Genomic DNA, 18,975 nt, shown 5'->3' on the forward strand with positions numbered 1-18,975 from the left:
CCTGAATTAGTAGAGTTAGAATTAACCAGACCGCGAAACACAATACTTCAGCGGCCATAACATATTCTGTATTGAAAATTTGAATTGAAACCGGTTCTCCATAAAAGGTAAAACCAAAAATTAGGGTAATTATACTTATGAAAATTGAATATTTTCTCATACTTCAAATATAGATTATTGAGTTTTATTCAGATTATTTTTAGTGGTTGAGGTTGTTTTATTTCATAAAAAAAGCCTTCCTGAAGGGAAGGCTTTTTTAGTTCACTACTTAATAATTGCTATTTTTTGGCCTTCTTATTCAGGCGACCTTCAGCAAGTTTGTCCAGTTTATTGTCTGCATCATATTCTTCATCAAGGGTTTTCTGTAGCTTTGCGGCAATATCCTTGTGGCCCAGTTCTTTTGCATAACGAACTACCGTACCATAGCCAGCAATCTCATAATGTTCCACTCTTTGGGCATCTGCAATCAACCCTGCGTCTCTCACTTCTTCTGAAGCATCTTCTTTTAACAAGTCCTCCGCTTCCTCAATAAGGCCTTTCATTGCCTTGCAGGTTTCCCCGGTTGGTTTAATTCCGAGTTCTTTACATATTTCAGCTATACGTTCTTTTTGCTCTTTAGTTTCTGCTAAATGAGATTCGAAAGCATCTTTGAGCTTCTTGTCATGCGCATTTTTGGCCATTTTTGGCAGGGCTTTGATAAGCTGACTTTCAGCGCTGTAAAGATCCTTTAATTGATGTTCGAACAAATCTTTTAAATCTTTCATGATTTTATATTTATTGGTTAATAAAGTATAAATCTAATCCTGAAAAACAGTCGGTTAAGTTAAAGCTGTACTAAAGCTTTGTTGCTTAATTACTAAAAGTTGGGAGTTAAAGCTTATAGCGTTACTTTTTTATCTCAAAAGAGTAAATTGATTGAACCAAGCTTGAAACAAGGCATAAAAAAAACGCCTCCCAATTGCTTGAAAGGCGTTTTTTGTTATTTGATCACTTTCCCGTCTTTATCGTGAAAGTGGTACTCTAAATACGTGTAAGCATCGCGAGGTAAAATTTTCACCCAACGTTTGTGGTCAACAAACCACTTAGATCGGGGAGATGGAAAGCCTTTAGTTAAAAAGGCTGCAATAAATGGATGTGCGCTAAGCGTGATCTTTTTATGTTCTTTCTTGATCAGTTTTTCAAGGTCTACTTTGATCTTGTTCACCAAACTAATTGGTGCTTCAATTTCACCATCACCGTTCGGGTTTTCCTCGCGGGTTTTGATGTTCATTTCGGGCCTTACGCGCTGTCTCGTAATTTGTACTAATCCAAATTTACTTGGGGGCAATATCTTGTGTTTTGCCCTGTCATCACTCATTTCATTACGAAGGTGATCATAAAGCGTTTTTCTGTTTTCGGCTTTATTCATGTCTATGAAGTCTACTACGATAATCCCTCCCATGTCACGTAGTCGTAACTGGCGGGCGATCTCGGTAGCGCTAATCATGTTCACTTCTAATGCGGTATCTTCCTGGTTTTTGGATTTGTTGGAACGGTTACCACTATTCACATCTACGACGTGCATAGCTTCTGTATGTTCTATGACCAGGTAGGCGCCTTTACTCATGGATACGGTGCGCCCAAAGGAAGTTTTAATTTGTCTTTCGATACCAAACTTTTCGAAAATGGGTTGGTTGGATTGATGCAATTTTACGATTGATTCTTTTTCTGGAGCAATTTCGCTCACATAATCTTTAATTTGTGTATAAAGCGTTTCATCATCTACGCAAATAGAAGTAAAGGAGTCATTAAAAATGTCTCTTAGCAGGGACGAGGCCCTGTTCAATTCTCCCAGTACTTTAGAAGGATGATGCGGTTTATACAATTTTTTACACATTGCTGTCCAGCGACCTACTAAATTTTGGAGATCTCTGTCCAGTTCTGCTACTTTTTTGCCTTCGGCTACGGTTCTAACAATAACCCCAAAACCTTTGGGCTTAATGCTTTTTACCAGTCTCTTTAGGCGTTCCTTTTCGTCTTTGCTTTCAATTTTCTGAGAAACTGAAATTCGGTTTGAAAAAGGTACTAATACAATATAACGGCCGGGTAATGAAAGCTCAGAGCTTATTCTTGGGCCTTTTGTAGAGATTGGTTCTTTGACTATTTGAACCAGTAGCGACTGATTTGATTTTAAGACATCGGCAATAGAGCCGTTTTTGTCTATATCCTTTTCAAAAGTAAAATTCTTTAAAGAATAATCTTTTAATTTACCTGTGCTTACACGTTTTATGAACTTCAATAAAGAAGAGACCTGAGGTCCCAGATCATGATAGTGTAAAAAACCATCTTTCTCATAGCCAACATTTACAAATGCGGCATTTAACCCAGGTACAGCTTTTCTAATCTTGGCAATATAAATATCCCCAACATTAAATTTATTACTGTCTTCTTCCTTGTTGAGTTCAACAAGTTTTCCATCTTTTAATAAGGCAAAATCTACAGCAGAAGGTTCGGACCGGATAATTAATTCTTTGTCCACACTTCCAGATTTTTTATCCATATCTGTTATAGAACAAACATAGATGGATTAAACATTATTTTTTCACAGGTTTTGAATCCTGAAGAAACCACAACGACATAGGAATTCTGTCGGGGGTTTCGATTTCAAAGAACGATTAAATAAAAAAAGTAGTTGTCACACTACTTTTTCTTGTGGCGATTAGCTCTTCTTCTTTTCTTACGCTTGTGCGTAGCCACCTTATGTCTTTTTCTTTTCTTACCACTTGGCATAGTGCAATATCATTTAAAATTAATATAAAGTTCTTTTGAGCCCCCGCAATGCGGAAGGAATCAATTATTTTACCTCAACATTCGTTTTAACACCTTCAACAAAAATTTTCGCAGGCTTAAATGCCGGAATGTTGTGTGCAGGAATCTTAATTGTAGTATTCTTAGAAATGTTTCTACCGGTTTTCTCAGCTCTAGTCTTTACAACAAAACTTCCAAAACCTCTAAGGTATACGTTATCTCCACTCTCAAGAGAAGTTTTCACTTCATCCATAAAAGATTCGATTGTAGCCTGTACGTCTCCTTTTTCCATTCCTAGTTTTTCTGAAATGTTTGCTACGATATCTGCTTTCGTCATTTTCGTGCTATTTAAAGTTATTAATGGGGTTTCAATTTTTCAAGGGGGCAAATATAAGAATTAAATCTGCAATATTTCAAACCTAATTCACTAATAATAACGGAATAAACTCCTATTATTGTCAACATTCTTTATTTACTATGGTTTTTTCCAACATTCTGATACATTGGTACTTGCAAAATAAACGTGATCTGCCATGGAGAAAGACTCACGAACCGTACCACATCTGGCTTAGCGAAATAATGCTTCAGCAAACGCGAATAGAGCAGGGTTTGCCTTATTATTATAAGTTTATTGAAGCCTATCCAACTGTTTTTGACCTGGCTAATGCATCAACAGACGAAGTTATGAAGCTCTGGCAGGGATTAGGATATTATTCCCGGGCCAGGAACCTTCATGAAACCTCAAAATATGTTGCCAATGAACTTAACGGGAAGTTTCCAGATACTTATAAGAGTCTTTTAAAACTGAAAGGTGTTGGCGATTACACGGCCAGCGCTATCGCTTCAATTTGTTATAATGAGCCGGTGGCAGTTGTAGATGGAAATGTATATAGAGTGCTGTCCAGGATATATGGAATTGATACTCCTATTAATAGTACGGTAGGAATAAAGGAGTTTAAAAGCCTGGCTACAGAATTATTAGATAAGAAAGACCCGGCTACTTTTAATCAGGCTATTATGGAGTTTGGAGCCTTGCATTGCAAACCTCAAAATCCATATTGTGAAACCTGCCCTTTTAATGACAAATGTCTCGCCCTTAAAGACAGTTCTATTAAAGAATTGCCTGTAAAGCTGAAAAAGACCAAGGTTAAAAAGCGATATTTTAATTACCTGGTCTTTGATCTTGAAAATAATGAAACTATTCTAGAGCAACGTTCTGGCAAGGGTATATGGAATGGTCTGTATCAATTTCCATTAATAGAATCTGAAAAACTTATTGGCGAGAATGAACTAAAACAATATGAGTCTTTTATTGAATTCATTGAGGGTGAAAATTATTCTGTGGAATTATATAATGAAGATCCTGTGATTCATAAATTATCTCATCAACATCTATTTACTCGTTTCTGGCTGGTAAATTCTAATGAAGCTCCTAAAAATACAGTAAGCCTGGATAAGGTGCTGGATTATCCGGTCCCGGTGTTGATAGGAAATTTTTTGAATGAATATCTCCCTGATGATTATAAATAGGTTCTTGTTTATATCTTTGCCTGTTTTTGAATATTCAGCTGAAAATTTTTAGTATTTTAGAATAAATTTTAATCCAATAAAACCGTTTTTCGGTTATAAAAAAGTAAAGTGATGACAGGTACATTAAACAAAGTAATGTTAATAGGGCATACAGGAGATGACGTAAAAATGCATTATTTTGAAGGTGGTGGCTCTATAGGCCGCTTCCCACTTGCTACTAACGAAAGTTATACCAATAGAACTACCGGTGAACGTGTTACGAATACCGAATGGCATAACGTTGTAGTTAGAAATAAAGCTGCCGAGATTTGCGAAAAATATCTGAAAAAAGGAGATAAGGTTTACATCGAAGGGCGTATTAAAACTCGTAAATGGCAGGATGACCAGGGCGTTGAGAAATATTCAACAGAAATTCATTGTACAGAATTCACTTTCTTAACTCCAAAGAATGAATCCTCAGCAGAACCTTCAGGAAGCAATTCTCAAATGTCAGGAAGTCAGCCGGCTAAACCTAAAAGTGATAACTTTGCAAATAAGAATGAGTCTTACTCTCAGGAAGAAGAGGAAGACGATTTACCATTCTAAGTTTAATTAAAATTTTTGCCTTTGGATTCGGAGCCTCCCAGTTTGCTTTTGTTGTGGACCACAATGGGACTTACCCATCTTATAAGCTTGATATTTTTATTTGTGCTTTTGTTATGTTCTGCCTTGATCTCAGGTGCAGAAGTAGCATTCTTTTCCCTAACCCCGGCTAATTTTATTACCGAAGACGGGAAAAGGTCTAAGACGCAGAATATTGTTATCAATCTACTTGAAAAGCCTAAGAAGCTTTTAGCTACGATACTTGTAGCAAACAACTTCATTAATATTGCCATTGTTCTCTTGTTTGATAATCTCGCCGATGATCTGTTCGCCGGGGTTAATACCGAATTCTATGGTGTGGATCTTCGTTTTCTATTTGAAGTTGGTCTGGTGACCTTTCTTATTCTTTTGTTCGGAGAGATACTGCCGAAAGTTTATGCAAGCAGAAATAAGGTTCAGTTCTCTAATTTTATGGCCTATCCTATCAATGTTCTGGATACTCTATTTTCACCGTTAAGCACTCCCATGCGTGTGGTTACCCTATATTTCCATGAGAAATTCGGTAAGCAAAGATCGTTCATATCTATAGATCATCTTTCTCAGGCTTTGGAGTTAACCAGCGAAGAAGATACAACCAGGGAAGAGCAAAAAATATTGCAGGGAATCGTTAGTTTCGGGAATACAGATACCAAACAGGTGATGCGACCACGTATGGATATTTTCGCCCTGAACGAAGAAAGTTCGTTTACAGATATTTTTCCTGAAATAATTGAAAACGGTTATTCTAGGATTCCGGTTTTCCGTGAAAATGTGGATAATGTAATAGGTATACTTTACATAAAAGATCTTTTGCCATATTTGAATGCAAAAAACTTTGATTGGACCAGTCTTTTACGTGAACCATATTTTGTGCCCGAAAACAAAAAACTGGATGATCTTTTAAATGAATTTAAGGACAAGAAAAATCACCTTGCGATCGTTGTTGATGAGTATGGTGGTACAAGTGGTCTTATTTCCCTGGAAGATATTATTGAAGAAATTGTTGGTGATATAAGTGATGAGTTTGATGATGAGGACCTTATCTATTCTAAACTAGATGAGAATAATTTTGTTTTTGAAGGAAAAACCCCTCTAAAAGACTTTTATAAAATTGCTAAGATTGAAGATCATACGGTCTTTGAAGATCAAAAAGGAGAAGCAGATACTATGGCAGGTTTTTTACTTGAAATTTCCGGAGGTTTCCCTAAGAAGAATGATGTAATAACCTTTCTGAATTATTCCTTTAAGATCGAGGTGATAGACGATAAGCGAATCAAGCAAATTAAACTGAGTATAGAGGCTGTATGAGATTGATTTTGGCCATTTTAGCAATTTCGTTTTTATGTATTTCCTGTAAGGATGATCCTAAACCAAAACCTAAAGGATTTCTATCTTTAGAATATCCCGAAGCTGAATATAATAGAATAGATATAGGATGTCCATATACATTTGAAAAAAATTCTATTGCACAGGTTTCTCCATCTAGGAACCGTATTCCCTGCTGGATTCAGCTGGATTATGATCAAATGAAAGGATCTATTTTTATAACCTATCAGCCGGTGAAGAACAATCTGGATTCGTTGCTTACAGATGCTCAAAAATTGCCATTACAGCACACTATAAAGGCTGATGTAATTGAAGGGGATGTGTACACCAATGACTTTAATAAAACGTATGGAATGTTTTATGAAGTTGATGGAGATGCTGCTTCTCAAGCTCAGTTCTATTTAACCGATAGTACCGACCATTTTCTCACTGGATCGGTCTATTTTCAAAGCCTTCCAAATTTTGACTCCATTGTTCCTGCAGCTGAATATCTTAAAAAGGATATTCGTCACTTAATGGAGAGTTTAAAATGGAATTATTAACAACCTCCTGTTTGTAATATATTCAAGTACAATGTTATTTAATTGACAAAAAACCTTATAATTGTTAAACAAACTAAAAATTTAGCAATTATGAGGCAATTTTCTTTGAGTTACTTCAAAGTGATTTTCTTTCTACTTTGCCCTTCATTACTCCTGTCACAAGAAGTCCTGGAAGGAAAAACAATAAATGAAGCAACCGGAGAGGTTGTTCCATTTGTTAATGTAGTTGAGAAAGGAACTAGTAATGGAACTACCAGTGATTTCGAAGGTAATTTTTCAATTACCGTACAATCACTCCCTACAACCTTGGTATTCTCGTATCTAGGATTCGAAACTCAGGAGATAAATGTTACAACAAATTCTCCAATGACTGTTCAATTTGTTGAATCTGCCGCTGCATTAGATGAAGTGGTTGTTACAGGATTAGCATCTTCTACAAAACGTGCGAATGCAGCCAATGCTGTAGCCTCGGTTTCCGCTGAAGAATTAACCGGAGTTACGGTTCAGTCTGGACTGGATGGTGCACTTTCGGGTAAATTTAACGGTGCGGAAATTAAAGCCAATTCTGGTGCTCCCGGAGGTGGTATATCTATGCGTTTAAGAGGTGTGACATCTATTTTTGGAGATCAGCAACCATTATTTATCGTTGACGGTGTTTATGTAGATAACTCTTCTATTGGTCTGGGTAACAATATAGTTAGTGAGGCAGCTGGTGGAGGGAACCCTTCAACCAATCAAGATGATGCTTCTAACCGTATCGCAGATATCGACCCACAGGATATCGAAAGCGTGGAGATTCTAAAAGGAGCTTCGGCTGCTGCAATTTATGGATCTCGAGCTGCCGGCGGGGTAGTGCTTATAACTACTAAAAGAGGAAAATTAGGAAAACCTAAAGTTTCGTTCTCTCAGGTTGTAGGATTAAGAAGCCCAACTCAACTGCTTGGTCTAAGAGATTATACTCAGGAACAAATAACTGCTCTTGGGGGACCTAATAATCCAACCTTAAGGGATTATGAAGCGGAACTTTTTGATAATACAGTTGTTTCTTCCACAACTCGTTTTTCAACGTCTGGAGCAAACGATAAAACAGATTACTTTTTCGGAGCGACTCATAGAAATGAGCCTGGACTAGTAGATAATACTGGTTATGAGAAAAGTTCTGTAAGATTAAATATTGGTCAGAGATTCAACGATTGGCTGGATTTATACATAACTAGCAATTATATAAACTCACAATCAGACAGAGGTTTTTTCAATAACGGTAATGCTAATAGAACTGTAGGTTATGCTTTAGCCTTTACGTATCCATGGGAAGATTTATCACCAGTTGACGGAATTTATCCTCAGGGAGGCGCTGGGTCCAACGTGCTGGAGACCGTAGCTTTAACTACGAACAGGGAGGAAGTTAATCGTTTCATAGGTAGTGCCAAGACTAATGTGAAATTATTAACGACCGACAATCAAAGACTGAAATTAGTATTAGAAGGCGGTTTTGATCAATATACCTTGAGGACTACAAGTATTTTTCCAAGTGGACTAACCTATTTTAGAGATCCAACTTCATTAGGAGGTGTGTCTATTTCTGGGACAACGGTAAATACAAATTACAACTTATCAGCTTTCTTAGTGCATAATTATGATATGGATAATGGTTTGGCATTTACAACTCAAGCAGGTAGTTTTCTACAGGATTTCAATAGAAACACTGTTATAACTATTGCTACTGGGCTAAATGGTTCTCAAACCAATCTGGGTCAATCAACTAATGTGTCAACTCAACAAGTTATTCGACCTCAAAGGGATAAAGGATTTTTTGCCCAGGAAGAAATTAATTTCAAGGATCAAATTATTGGTACTTTTGGAATTAGAGGTGATAAATCAACCAATAATGGTGATGCAAATGAGATGTATTACTACCCAAAAGCGAACTTAGCTATTAATCTGCATCAATTTGATTTTTGGTCTAGTGAGGCAATAAGCACACTAAAACCAAGAATCGCGTATGGTGAGGCAGGTCGCTTCCCTAATTTTAACGATCGGTTCTCGTTGATGAATGCTCAGTTTATTGATGGTAGATCGGGATTAAGTCCGGCTAATTTGAGAGGAAACTCAAGTATTGGTCCTGAAAGACAAAAAGAACTGGAATACGGATTAGATTTTGGATTGTTTGATAACAGACTGGATTTTTCAGTTTCTGTTTATAATAAAACTATTGAAGATCTGCTTATTCAATCGCAATTCCCAACTTCTTCAGGATTTACTACCGAAGTGGTTAATGGTGGTGAACTTGAAAATAGGGGTGTGGAATTAGGTTTGAATGCCATAGTAATGCAAAAGGATGATTTCTCATGGAATGCAAGTCTTAAATGGTGGAAAAACGAATCTGAAGTTACTAGTTTAGATGTTCCTGCCTTCACTAATGGCGGATTTGCTGCAGCCTTGGGTACCTTTTTAATTCAGGAAGGGAAAAGTGCGACCCAAATAGTAGGGACTTACGATGCTGATGCCTATACGGCAGAAGAAATAGCACAAAGAGATCCTGAAGGAGATGGTTTCTTTGTATATGGAAATGCAGAACCAGACTTTCAGATGTCCTGGTATAATGAAATTAGTTATAAAAACTTTGATTTTACGTTCTTATGGCATTGGAAAAAAGGTGGCGATAATATCAATCTAACTACCTTATTATATGACCTAGCAGGAACTACCTGGGATTATAATGATACAGGTTTAGATCCAAATGGGCAGCTTTCTAATGGAGATTATAGAGCGAGCCAAGCATTTTTAAACCCAGAACCTCTAATTGAAGATGCAGGGTATTTAAAACTTAGGGAGATTGGTTTATTTTATACTCTTCCTGATGGACTTATTAAATATGCTAATAATATTAAAGTTGGTGTTTCTGGAAGAAACTTAATTAACATCTTTGATTATAATAGTTATGACCCTGAGGTTTCCAACTTCGGAAATAATGTATTGGCAAACAATGTGGAGGTGACACCATACCCAACATCAAAGTTTGTGAATTTTCATTTAAATGTTAACTTCTAAAAGAAAAACAATCATGAAAAAAATATCAATATCAATCGTCTTCATGTTTGCATTAATACTCTTTTCGGGTTGCGAATTAGAAGACATCGAAAATCCTAATGCACCTACGGTAAGTAGTTTTGAAGAGGGTTCAAGCGAGGCAGATATAATGCTGCTAGCTACAGGTCTGGAAGCTATTATGCGAAGTGATTTAGAATTTCACTATGATACTGTTAGTATTTTAGGTAGAGATTATTATGATCTTACAGGAGTTGATCCTCGTTTTACGGGAGAACTCTTAAAGGGGCCTTTAGATAATAATGGCTTTTTAACTACAAGATCATATGCCGCATGGTATAAGGTTGTGAAATCGGCCAATATATTAATTGAAGCTGTTGAAAATTCTGTTGCAGGATTTGATGAACAACAAAAAAACAGTTATTACGGTTATGCGAAAACTTTAAAGGCATATGCTTTATTAATGGTTGCCAATAGACAATACGATAATGGAATTCGTATTGATGTTGCAGATCCGGATAATTTAGGGCCAAATGTTTCTTATGAGGAAGCACTGACTGCTATTATGAATTTACTGAATGAGGCAGATTCAGATCTGGCTAATGCATCAGATGATTTTGTTAGTCTTAGTTCAGGATTTGATGGTTTTGACACTGCTTCTACCTTTAGTGAATTTAACAGAGCTATCGCTGCCAGAGTTGCCCTGTATCAAGGTAATGACCAATTGGTTCTTAGTTTGTTAGAAGATTCTTTTTTAGATCTTAATGGAGATCTTTATGAGGGGCCGGCACACGTTTTTGGCTTGAGTGGAAATGACATATCGAATGCCCAATTTCATGTGCCTTTACAGTCGGGTCAGGAATTTATGGCTCATGATTCCTGGGTTGATGATGCTGAGGCAGGAGATACAAGGGTAGATGAAAAAGTAGTTGAGTTACCTGATGGAACTTCGTTTGATGGATTATCTGCCGATTATCAGGTGGCAGTTTATGAAAGCAATGTAGATCCGGTTTATTTAATCAGGAATGAGGAGTTGATCTTAATTTATGCTGAAGCTAATATAGGTGTTGATAATGATGAAACGGTTGAAGCAATTAATATTGTAAGAAACGCAGCAGGTCTACCTGATTACTCGGGAGCCACTGATGATACCAGTCTATTACAGGAAGTCTTAAAACAGAGACGATATTCCTTATTTGCTGAAGGGCATCGTTGGATCGACTTAAGAAGATTAGATATGCTAAATGAAGCAAATGTGCCATTAGATCGTTCTGGCGATAATGTTATTGATGCATTTCCAACTCCATTTACTGAGCAATTGTAATTGAAGTTTGTATATAATGTTTGAAAATCCATTCCAATCCTATTGGAATGGATTTTTTATTTTAAAACCATTCCTAAAATATATCTTCGCAGCTTGAATTAAAAAAGCCGGCATTGAAAAATTTAAAATGGATCTATTTGATCACCCTATCCATAATTTGGGGAAGTTCTTTTATATTGATTAAAAAGGGGCTTGTTGGTTTAACTCCTTTACAGGTGGGGTCGTTGAGAATTCTATTTTCAGCTTTGTTTTTAATGGTAGTTGGCTTTAATAAGTTGTCTGCATTAAATCTTAAGGAATGGAAATGGATCACCATCTCCGGATTATTAGGTTCCTTTTTTCCTGTATATTTCTTTGCCTTTGCAGAAACTGAGATAGATAGTGCCATCGCTTCAATATTAAATGCAACGGTTCCCTTGTTAACCATGGTATTTGGGTTCTGGTTTTTCAAAGCAGTTCTTAGTAGAAATAAGGTAATAGGAGTTTTTGTGGGGCTGCTGGGGACGCTAGGACTCATTTTAAGCGGTGCAAGTATTAATCCCGACCAGAATTACTGGTTTTCTCTTTTGGTAATAGGAGCGACTATTTGTTACGGTTTTAATGTAAATATTTTAAAGGCGCATTTAAATCATGTGTCGGCATTGGGTTTAACGGCTGGAAGTTTTTTAGTGTTAATTATTCCTGCTTTAATAATCCTTTATAGTAGTGGATTCTTTGAAGTGACAGTTTACTCTTCAGAGTTTAAGTGGTCTATCTTTTATGTTTTCATTTTAGGTGTGATCAATACTGGTGTGGCGAAGATAATTTTCAACAGACTGGTGCAAATTTCAGATCCTGTATTTACTTCTTCAGTAACTTATTTGATACCTATTGTAGCAATTGGCTGGGGTATTTTAGATGACGAAATTTTTAGTTTCTGGCAGTTGATCTCTGCTTTTGTAATTCTGGTAGGGGTGTTTATCGTAAATAGATCCCGGAATATTTCGCTTGGAAAAAAGAAAATTACGACATAAAAAAAGCCCCGTTTCCGGGGCTTTTAATATTTTATTTCCGCAATAATTACTCCGTTGCAAAATCTTCTTCAGATACACCTTCGTTAATAAGGATCTCAGAAACTTTAAACTCAAATGATTGAGGTCCCATGCTTTGAGATATTAAGTAAGGAACTTTAATTCCTTCTACTTCTCTGTAATCACTATAACCTGTTGGGATAGTCATTGTTTGACCTGCCTGGCTAACAGTTTTAATTGACTGTATTTTTAATCCAGACTCAACAGAGTAAAAGCTCTTATTATTCTCATCCATTTCAACAACGTAAGCATCCTCACCGTTTACTTTTTCTATACCTGCAACTTCAGCATCTGCAGCGTTAAGTTCAGGGAAAAGCTGGGCGTCTGTCTTAGCCATAGCGATCTGCTCTTCATTATAAGGCATTTTTTGCCCCTGAGCCATCACATACCCAGTTTCACCATTGAATACCTGCTTGTTCATCACGTTTCCACCCATAGAGATAGACTGGTTCATTTTACCATCTGTAGTTCTCTTCATTTCAAGGTCTAATTTCATACCCTGAATTTCAGCCTGCGCAAGCATAACCATGCTTTCAACATTATTTACAGCATCTTTACCACCAATTGCCTCAATGTATTTAGAAAATACAGTCTCTGCAGTTACAGAAGGATCTATTTCCTTAGCCACTGGTTTTTCGATTTCATCTCCAAGCTTATTGTAATATTTTACCGGGATAGTTTTTCCGTTGAATTTAACCTTTTCAAGGTTTTCAGCAATATCAGAAGCTTTACCAGCAACTACAATTCTCATATTATCAATTTGATAATATTTGTTTGCTACACGTTTAATGTCTTCAGCAGTAACCTCGTTGATTCTCTTCAGGTAATTCTCATAAAAATCATCAGAAAGATCATTTGTCTTGATGTTTAGAGCGTAATTAGCAAGAGTTGCAGGGCTTTCCAGTCTAAGTACAAAATCACCAGCGAATTTGCTCTTCGCATTTTCAATAGTTTCAGCTTCAACCAGTTCAGTTTTAATTCTGTTGATCTCTTTAAGTGATTCTACAATAGCGCTATCTGTAACCTCATTTCTTACACTTGCAGAAGCAATGAATCTTGAAGCGTATTTATCTGCGCCAGTACTGGTTCTAGCTCCATAGGTATATCCTTTATCTTCTCTAAGGTTCATGTTAAGGTAACTACCGAAACTTCCTCCTAAGATTTGATTAGCAACCAAAACAGGGAAATAATCATCGTCAGACATTTTCAGATCGATCGTATTCTGAAGTCTTAATTCACTCTGTACCGCATTTGGCATATCGATCAGGTTGATCTGTGTTCCTGATGCGTTAGTTACTTCTGGAAGTTCCTTTGTAGTAGGAGCTCCTTTTGCCCAGCTTCCAAAGTTCTTTTCTGCTAGTTTCTTTACTTCTGAAGTCTTTACATCTCCAATTACCACCAGGTATGCATTGGCAGGTTTGAAGTAATTATTATAGAATTTCTCTACATCCTGAAGAGTTACCTTTTCAGTATTCTCTACCGTCGCGAATTCACCATAAGGGTGATTTTTTCCATAAGCTAAAGCTGAACTAACGCGACTGGCGATAGCTCCAACATTTTTCTCATTAGATTTTAACCCTTCGATCTGCTTCGTTTTTTCAGACTCGAATTCTTCCTGAGTAAATTTTGGTCTTAAAGCTCCTTCAGCCATAAGCTCCATTACTCGTGGGAAGAATTTAGATAAAGAACTTGCATAAGCACTTTCAGCTCCAAAATTGATATTTGCACCTAAAAAGTCTACTTCTTCGTTAAATTCATCTTTAGACATATTCTCAGAACCGGTTCCCATAAGAGCGGAAACTAATCCTGCGGTTGCTGGCTTAGCCTCAGCGTGAGGGACGTTGTCTATAATAAGAGATGCTGAAACTCTTGGTAGTTTATGGTTCTCTACAACCAATACCTTTAAACCGTTATCTAGCACGAATTCATCTGGCTGTCCCAAATTAATTTTTGGTGCTGGACCTGGTTCAGGTTGTTTAGATCGATCTACCTGTGCAAATGACGCAGTGGTCATAAAACAGGCTATAAATAATGTAAGTATATTGAATTTCATTCTATATGTTTTTTAGTTTATTCCTTAGCACTTTCAGGTAAGTAGTCTAATTCCAGTCTCTGGTTTTTATTAAGATACTCATTAGCTACTCTCTTGATATCTTCTCTGGTGATATCTCTGTATATCTCGATCTCCTCGTTAATAAGATCTGTGTCACCATATAATACACTGTAAGTCGCAAGTGAAGAAGCGATTCCCTGGATACTGCTGTTAGAATTTACAAAACGGTTCTCAAATTTATTCTGAAGTTTTTGATATTCTTTTTCAGAAATAAGTTCATTCTTAAGTTTAGCGATTTCTTCATCCATAGAAGTTGCAAGGGTATCAAGTGGAGTTTCTCCTAAAGCAAGTGCTCCCATCACGTAGGTTCCATAATCCTCCTGAGATCTTGGGAAAGCAAGTACTTGTAAAGCAACTTTATCTTCATCTACCATTTTTCTGTACATTCTAGAACTTCTTCCGTCAGTAAGTATAGAAGAGATCATTTCTAATACATACGCATCCTTATCTTTCATAGAAGGTGTGCGGTATACGAATAATTTAGCCGGGATCTGGATATTACTATCGTATTCTGTAGCAGTAATAGTTTCAGTGATCGGCTCTTCTTTAATATCTACGCGCTCTACTTCATTACCAGCTGGAATTTCAGCGAAATATTTAGAGATCATTTTTTTGGTCTCGTCAACTTCGATATCTCCGGCAACTACCAAAGTGGCATTAGTTGCGCCGTAGTATTTTTTGAAAAAAGCTTTAAACTCATCAAGTTCTGCAGCATCAAGATCTTCCATGGTCCCAATTACCGAATTTTTGTACGGGTGCTTATTAAAAACATATTTGTTGATTCCTGTAGAGTAAATGATCTTCCCGTAAGGAGCGTTATCTATTCTTGAGCGCTTTTCTTCTTTTACAACTTCATTTTGTGTGTCAACTCCAATCTTATTAATAACTGGTTGAAGCATTCTTTCAGACTCCATCCAAAGTCCTAATTCAAGGTTGTTAGATGGGAAAGTCTCGTAGTAATAGGTTCTGTCCTGGGTAGTGTTGGCATTGTTGCTTCCTCCATTGGCAGCAACTATGTCGAACCATTTACCTCTTTCAATGTTTTCGGTACCTTCAAATAATAGATGTTCGAAAAAGTGAGCAAAGCCAGATCTTCCTGCTTCTTCATCTTTTGCTCCTACGTGGTACATGACTCCTACGGTTACTACCGGGGCCGTGTTATCCTGATGTAGAATTACATCCAATCCGTTGTCTAATTCGTACTCAGTAAATTCAACTTCCTGAGCAATTCCTGCTATTCCAACGAATAGAAAGCAGGACATTAGCTTTAATTTATTAATCATGTTTTAAAAGGTTTTTTCAGTTATCGCAATTAGTAACGGCTTCGATTAAAAAGTTACATAAACGATAGTTAAAATTCCCATTAATACGTAATGTGTTAAAATTAACATGCTATTAAGGTAAAAACCGCTACATTTTTAAGAAATTTACTTCAAATATTATCTGTTTTATGGCGAATTTAAAAATACCAATGCTATACGGAATTATAATAGCTGCCTGCCTGGCCGCCTATTTTCTCATTCTTTCTATATTTGGATTACATATAAACCCCATTTATAGCATATTTAATGGTGTTATAATGGCTATAGGGCTCTGGTTAGCACTCAAAGAGTATAAAAAGAGCAAAGGCAACAAATTCAAGTATCAAAAGGGTTTTTCACTCATTTTTATTACAGGAATTAATGCTACGATCATATTCGTGATCTTCTTTGGATTGTACGCCACGGAGTTGAATCCAGATTTTCTGGATCAGCTTATTAGTATGTGGGCTACTTTCTATAATACGAATATTGGAATTGTACTTTTTACAATTGCCCTTATGGGGTTTTCTACCAGTATAGTTCTTGCATTGGCTTACATGCAGTTATTCAAGGATTCCTGGAACACTAAAGAGGCGAAAAAGCATACCCTCTAAAATCTTTTTGTAAAGACAAAAAACTTTGTCAATTAATTAATTAGGATTATATTTGCACCCGCTTGCGTGAAAACGTGAGTTGTATTTTATGTATTTAAATAATTAATTATACGCTATGTACGCAATTGTAGAGATAGCAGGGCAGCAATTTAAAGTTGCAAAAGACCAGAAGGTTTACGTGAACCGTTTAGCAGGAGAAGAAGGAGATAGTATCTCTTTTGATAAAGTTCTTCTAACTGCAGATGGAGATAACGTAACTGTTGGCGCCCCGGCTATAGAAGGAGCTCTTGTTGGAGCCAAAATCAACCGTCACCTTAAAGGTGATAAAGTAATCGTTTTCAAGAAGAAAAGACGTAAAGGTTACCGTGTTAAGAACGGTCATAGACAAGCCTTAACTGAAATTCTAATTGAAGGGATCGACCTTAAAGGTGGTAAGAAAGCTACTTCAACGAAGAAGGCTGAACCTAAAAAGGAAGGAACTAAGACAGATAGTAAATCTGAAGACCTAAGCCAGTACACTGTAGTTGAACTAAAGGAAATGGCTAAAGATAAAGGTGTTGAAGGTTACTCTTCTATGTTGAAAGCAGATTTAATTGCTGCATTAAGCTAAATTTAAACTACTAAAAACGAAATAAAATGGCACATAAAAAAGGAGTTGGTAGTTCCAAGAACGGTAGAGAGTCAGAATCGAAACGCCTAGGTGTGAAGATATTTGGTGGTCAGGCTGCCGTTGCAGGAAATATTATCGTAAGACAAAGAGGTACTGCGCATCGTCCAGGTGACAATGTATATGCAGGAAAAGATCATACTTTACATGCTAAAGTTGACGGTCTTGTGAAATTCACAAAGAAAAAAGATGATAAATCTTATGTATCTATTGAGCCTTTTGAAGCTTAATTAGAACAGATCTTTTATAGAGAAGAACCCTTTCCTCGGAAAGGGTTTTTTTATGCTCTGAAATCAAAAATGTTTAATTATATTGTAAAAAAATTAAACAAAATGAAGATTGCTGAAGAATTTCAATTTAATGAAAGGCTGGTAGACAGGATCATAGCTATGGCCTGGGAAGATAGAACAACCTTTGAGGCTATAGAATTTCAGTTTGGATTATCTGAAAAACAGGTGATCAAATTTATGAGAGAACAAATACATCCTCGAAACTGGAGAAAGTGGAGAGCCAGAGTTCAGGGCAGGCACACAAAACATGAAAAGTTAAGGAGTGATTCAGTAAAAAGATTTAAAAGCGACGCTCAACGAGCGATCACAGGGAATAGGATCTCCAAAAAGAAATACTAAAAAAAATCCCCGCTATAAAGCAGGGATTTTCAAAAAAACCAAACAAAAAGGGAAAATCAATTTAAAGTAAAACTACTTATTAAATTAACCTCGTTACCCTTATACGAATACTGGTAAAGTGTATTGTCCCCAACCATAAGCAATTTCTCATCCAGGGGGATTACATCATAGGTGTTAATGTTTGCGAAATGATCAATTTGCTTAAGGTTGGGAGTATTTTGTATATCGAAGACTTTTAGCCCTTCATTCCCGTCGCATAGAAAGAGCCAGTCATCTTTAATGCCTAATCCGTAGGGATTGCTCATTTCATAAGAACTAGCGATTTTTGGATTTTGTTTATCGGTGATATCTACAATGTCTAATTGATTGAAATTTTGCCCACACATGTTTCCGCCCCGAATCGTTACATAAGCATAGTTGTCTTTCACAACAACCGGGTCACATCCTAAAACGTGTTGCAGGAAAGATACTTGTTGTGGAGCAGCAGGATCCTCGATGCTGTATATATACATACCTGTGGCGCTTCCCAGGTACAAGTGATCCTCATAATTAAAAATGGTTTCAATTTGCCAGCCGGCATAATCAGAACTTAATCTATTAGTGCTGGCCGGGTTGGAAATATCAAAAACTGAAAGCGAGGAATCATCAGCCACATAGAGATAAGTATCCTTAATACTAAATCTTGCCATGCTTCCTCCGGTGCCTGTTCCGCCTCCTTCGGCAGCATTAGCTGCTACAAAATTATCGAATCTTACCTGTACCTGTTCAATACTCCTGGTTTCCATTAGATAACCAACGATCACTTCATTTTCATAATCAAAATTCTCAAAATCTACATATGCTGTTCCCTCAGGGGCAATTTCATGGTAGGATGGGAAGACATCCTTTACCCTGGCAATTTCACTGATATTATTAATGTCACTTATATTAAATACTACCAGGTCCATCCCGTTATCTGCGTATAGTTTTTCGTCCTTTATCGCGATATCCATATTTCTTGGGACCTTAAGGAACTTAATTTTAGTAGGGTTAAATGGATCTGTATTGTCTATAATATGAACCCCTTCGTTTTTGTCGTTGATGAAAATGTAATCTTTCCAGGCATAAATTTTCCCGGATTCTTTGATGCTTCTTGGCTCCTCGATCTTTACTGAAGCCCGAAAATCTGCTTTGGATTGGGTAACTGGAACTGCAATACTAACCAGGTTTGAATCATCATTTTCTTCACAGGATGTGAGTGTGATAAATAAAATTAGGAAAGGTAAAAGTAGTAGCCTTTTCATTTTTAAACCAGTTAGTTACCCAGTAGATGCAAAAAAGTTATAATGGTTGCGTTTATATTTATTAAATTTTTTTCTGTCACTTTGTCAGAACTGTCTTTAGTCCTATCTTTGCCAATCTAA

At 36.7% G+C, this 18,975-nt stretch carries 17 protein-coding genes; 11 read left to right on the plus strand and 6 right to left on the minus strand.

Annotation, left to right across the window (positions count from 1 at the left end):
- Nucleotides 1-278: 278 nt before the first annotated feature.
- From G530_RS0103475 to G530_RS0103485, 3 genes are all read right to left on the minus strand, one after another.
- Nucleotides 279-764 (minus strand): YciE/YciF ferroxidase family protein, encoded by a 486-nt coding sequence (locus tag G530_RS0103475; protein WP_026933204.1) that lies wholly within the window; start codon nucleotides 762-764, stop codon nucleotides 279-281.
- Nucleotides 765-979: 215 nt separating this feature from the next.
- Nucleotides 980-2,518 (minus strand): Rne/Rng family ribonuclease, encoded by a 1,539-nt coding sequence (locus G530_RS0103480; protein ID WP_026933205.1) that lies wholly within the window; start codon nucleotides 2,516-2,518, stop codon nucleotides 980-982.
- Between the two features lie 315 nt (nucleotides 2,519-2,833).
- Nucleotides 2,834-3,124: an HU family DNA-binding protein gene (locus G530_RS0103485; RefSeq protein ID WP_026933206.1), complete on the minus strand. Its 291-nt coding sequence runs from the start codon at nucleotides 3,122-3,124 to the stop codon at nucleotides 2,834-2,836.
- A gap of 140 nt (nucleotides 3,125-3,264) precedes the next feature.
- Between G530_RS0103485 and mutY the strand changes: the two genes are divergently transcribed.
- The 7 genes from mutY to G530_RS0103520 all read left to right on the plus strand — a co-directional run bounded on the left by mutY (nucleotide 3,265) and on the right by G530_RS0103520 (nucleotide 12,191).
- Nucleotides 3,265-4,317, plus strand: coding sequence for an A/G-specific adenine glycosylase (mutY, locus tag G530_RS0103490; RefSeq protein ID WP_026933207.1), 1,053 nt, complete (start codon nucleotides 3,265-3,267; stop codon nucleotides 4,315-4,317).
- Between the two features lie 111 nt (nucleotides 4,318-4,428).
- Entirely contained in the window at nucleotides 4,429-4,902 is a 474-nt protein-coding gene (locus G530_RS0103495; protein ID WP_026933208.1) for a single-stranded DNA-binding protein, read from the plus strand.
- A 21-nt stretch (nucleotides 4,903-4,923) separates the two neighbouring features.
- A complete protein-coding gene (locus tag G530_RS0103500) occupies nucleotides 4,924-6,246 on the plus strand; it encodes a gliding motility-associated protein GldE (RefSeq protein ID WP_026933209.1) in 1,323 nt (440 codons plus the stop codon).
- The gene (gldD, locus tag G530_RS0103505) at nucleotides 6,243-6,806 is read left to right on the plus strand and encodes a gliding motility lipoprotein GldD (protein WP_026933210.1); all 564 of its coding nucleotides are present in this window, start codon (nucleotides 6,243-6,245) and stop codon (nucleotides 6,804-6,806) included. Before G530_RS0103500 ends, gldD begins: the two co-directional genes overlap by 4 nt.
- Before the next feature lie 90 nt (nucleotides 6,807-6,896).
- Nucleotides 6,897-9,857 (plus strand): SusC/RagA family TonB-linked outer membrane protein, encoded by a 2,961-nt coding sequence (locus G530_RS0103510; RefSeq protein WP_026933211.1) that lies wholly within the window; start codon nucleotides 6,897-6,899, stop codon nucleotides 9,855-9,857.
- 13 nt (nucleotides 9,858-9,870) lie between these two features.
- Nucleotides 9,871-11,178, plus strand: a complete 1,308-nt coding sequence (locus G530_RS0103515) for a RagB/SusD family nutrient uptake outer membrane protein (protein ID WP_035715849.1) — start codon at nucleotides 9,871-9,873, stop codon at nucleotides 11,176-11,178.
- Nucleotides 11,179-11,291: 113 nt separating this feature from the next.
- A complete protein-coding gene (locus tag G530_RS0103520) occupies nucleotides 11,292-12,191 on the plus strand; it encodes a DMT family transporter (RefSeq protein ID WP_026933213.1) in 900 nt (299 codons plus the stop codon).
- Nucleotides 12,192-12,237: 46 nt separating this feature from the next.
- Here the strand turns inward: G530_RS0103520 and G530_RS0103525 are convergent, their stop codons facing one another.
- Nucleotides 12,238-14,301 (minus strand): M16 family metallopeptidase, encoded by a 2,064-nt coding sequence (locus G530_RS0103525; RefSeq protein ID WP_026933214.1) that lies wholly within the window; start codon nucleotides 14,299-14,301, stop codon nucleotides 12,238-12,240.
- A 17-nt stretch (nucleotides 14,302-14,318) separates the two neighbouring features.
- Nucleotides 14,319-15,644, minus strand: a complete 1,326-nt coding sequence (locus tag G530_RS0103530) for a M16 family metallopeptidase (protein ID WP_035715739.1) — start codon at nucleotides 15,642-15,644, stop codon at nucleotides 14,319-14,321.
- A 167-nt stretch (nucleotides 15,645-15,811) separates the two neighbouring features.
- Here G530_RS0103530 and G530_RS0103535 point away from each other — a divergent pair, with 167 nt between their 5' ends.
- The 4 genes from G530_RS0103535 to G530_RS0103550 all read left to right on the plus strand — a co-directional run bounded on the left by G530_RS0103535 (nucleotide 15,812) and on the right by G530_RS0103550 (nucleotide 17,572).
- The gene (locus tag G530_RS0103535; protein WP_026933216.1) at nucleotides 15,812-16,276 is read left to right on the plus strand and encodes a DUF4199 domain-containing protein; all 465 of its coding nucleotides are present in this window, start codon (nucleotides 15,812-15,814) and stop codon (nucleotides 16,274-16,276) included.
- Between the two features lie 115 nt (nucleotides 16,277-16,391).
- Nucleotides 16,392-16,886 carry a 50S ribosomal protein L21 gene (gene rplU / locus G530_RS0103540; RefSeq protein WP_026933217.1) on the plus strand — a complete coding sequence of 165 codons (495 nt, stop codon included), beginning with the start codon at nucleotides 16,392-16,394 and terminating at the stop codon, nucleotides 16,884-16,886.
- Nucleotides 16,887-16,912: 26 nt separating this feature from the next.
- Complete coding sequence (gene rpmA, locus G530_RS0103545; RefSeq protein WP_026913974.1) at nucleotides 16,913-17,173, plus strand: 50S ribosomal protein L27; 261 nt, start codon at nucleotides 16,913-16,915, stop codon at nucleotides 17,171-17,173.
- A 102-nt stretch (nucleotides 17,174-17,275) separates the two neighbouring features.
- Nucleotides 17,276-17,572: a TIGR03643 family protein gene (locus G530_RS0103550; RefSeq protein ID WP_026933218.1), complete on the plus strand. Its 297-nt coding sequence runs from the start codon at nucleotides 17,276-17,278 to the stop codon at nucleotides 17,570-17,572.
- Nucleotides 17,573-17,628: 56 nt separating this feature from the next.
- Here G530_RS0103550 and G530_RS0103555 read toward each other — a convergent pair whose 3' ends face one another.
- Nucleotides 17,629-18,855, minus strand: a complete 1,227-nt coding sequence (locus tag G530_RS0103555; protein WP_026933219.1) for an LVIVD repeat-containing protein — start codon at nucleotides 18,853-18,855, stop codon at nucleotides 17,629-17,631.
- Nucleotides 18,856-18,975: the final 120 nt, after the last annotated feature.

It is taken from the genome of Christiangramia echinicola DSM 19838 (assembly GCF_000423065.1).
Lineage (GTDB): Bacteria > Bacteroidota > Bacteroidia > Flavobacteriales > Flavobacteriaceae > Christiangramia > Christiangramia echinicola.

What these genes read in the sequence shown, in the direction of transcription:
- G530_RS0103475 (WP_026933204.1), bottom strand. Translation starts at nt 764, where the DNA reads ATGAAAGATTTAAAAGATTTGTTCGAACATCAATTAAAGGATCTTTAC.
- G530_RS0103485 (WP_026933206.1), bottom strand. Translation starts at nt 3,124, where the DNA reads ATGACGAAAGCAGATATCGTAGCAAACATTTCAGAAAAACTAGGAATG.
- mutY (WP_026933207.1), top strand. Translation starts at nt 3,265, where the DNA reads ATGGTTTTTTCCAACATTCTGATACATTGGTACTTGCAAAATAAACGT.
- G530_RS0103495 (WP_026933208.1), top strand. Translation starts at nt 4,429, where the DNA reads ATGACAGGTACATTAAACAAAGTAATGTTAATAGGGCATACAGGAGAT.
- gldD (WP_026933210.1), top strand. Translation starts at nt 6,243, where the DNA reads ATGAGATTGATTTTGGCCATTTTAGCAATTTCGTTTTTATGTATTTCC.
- G530_RS0103510 (WP_026933211.1), top strand. Translation starts at nt 6,897, where the DNA reads ATGAGGCAATTTTCTTTGAGTTACTTCAAAGTGATTTTCTTTCTACTT.
- G530_RS0103515 (WP_035715849.1), top strand. Translation starts at nt 9,871, where the DNA reads ATGAAAAAAATATCAATATCAATCGTCTTCATGTTTGCATTAATACTC.
- G530_RS0103525 (WP_026933214.1), bottom strand. Translation starts at nt 14,301, where the DNA reads ATGAAATTCAATATACTTACATTATTTATAGCCTGTTTTATGACCACT.
- G530_RS0103530 (WP_035715739.1), bottom strand. Translation starts at nt 15,644, where the DNA reads ATGATTAATAAATTAAAGCTAATGTCCTGCTTTCTATTCGTTGGAATA.
- G530_RS0103535 (WP_026933216.1), top strand. Translation starts at nt 15,812, where the DNA reads ATGGCGAATTTAAAAATACCAATGCTATACGGAATTATAATAGCTGCC.
- rplU (WP_026933217.1), top strand. Translation starts at nt 16,392, where the DNA reads ATGTACGCAATTGTAGAGATAGCAGGGCAGCAATTTAAAGTTGCAAAA.
- rpmA (WP_026913974.1), top strand. Translation starts at nt 16,913, where the DNA reads ATGGCACATAAAAAAGGAGTTGGTAGTTCCAAGAACGGTAGAGAGTCA.
- G530_RS0103550 (WP_026933218.1), top strand. Translation starts at nt 17,276, where the DNA reads ATGAAGATTGCTGAAGAATTTCAATTTAATGAAAGGCTGGTAGACAGG.
- G530_RS0103555 (WP_026933219.1), bottom strand. Translation starts at nt 18,855, where the DNA reads ATGAAAAGGCTACTACTTTTACCTTTCCTAATTTTATTTATCACACTC.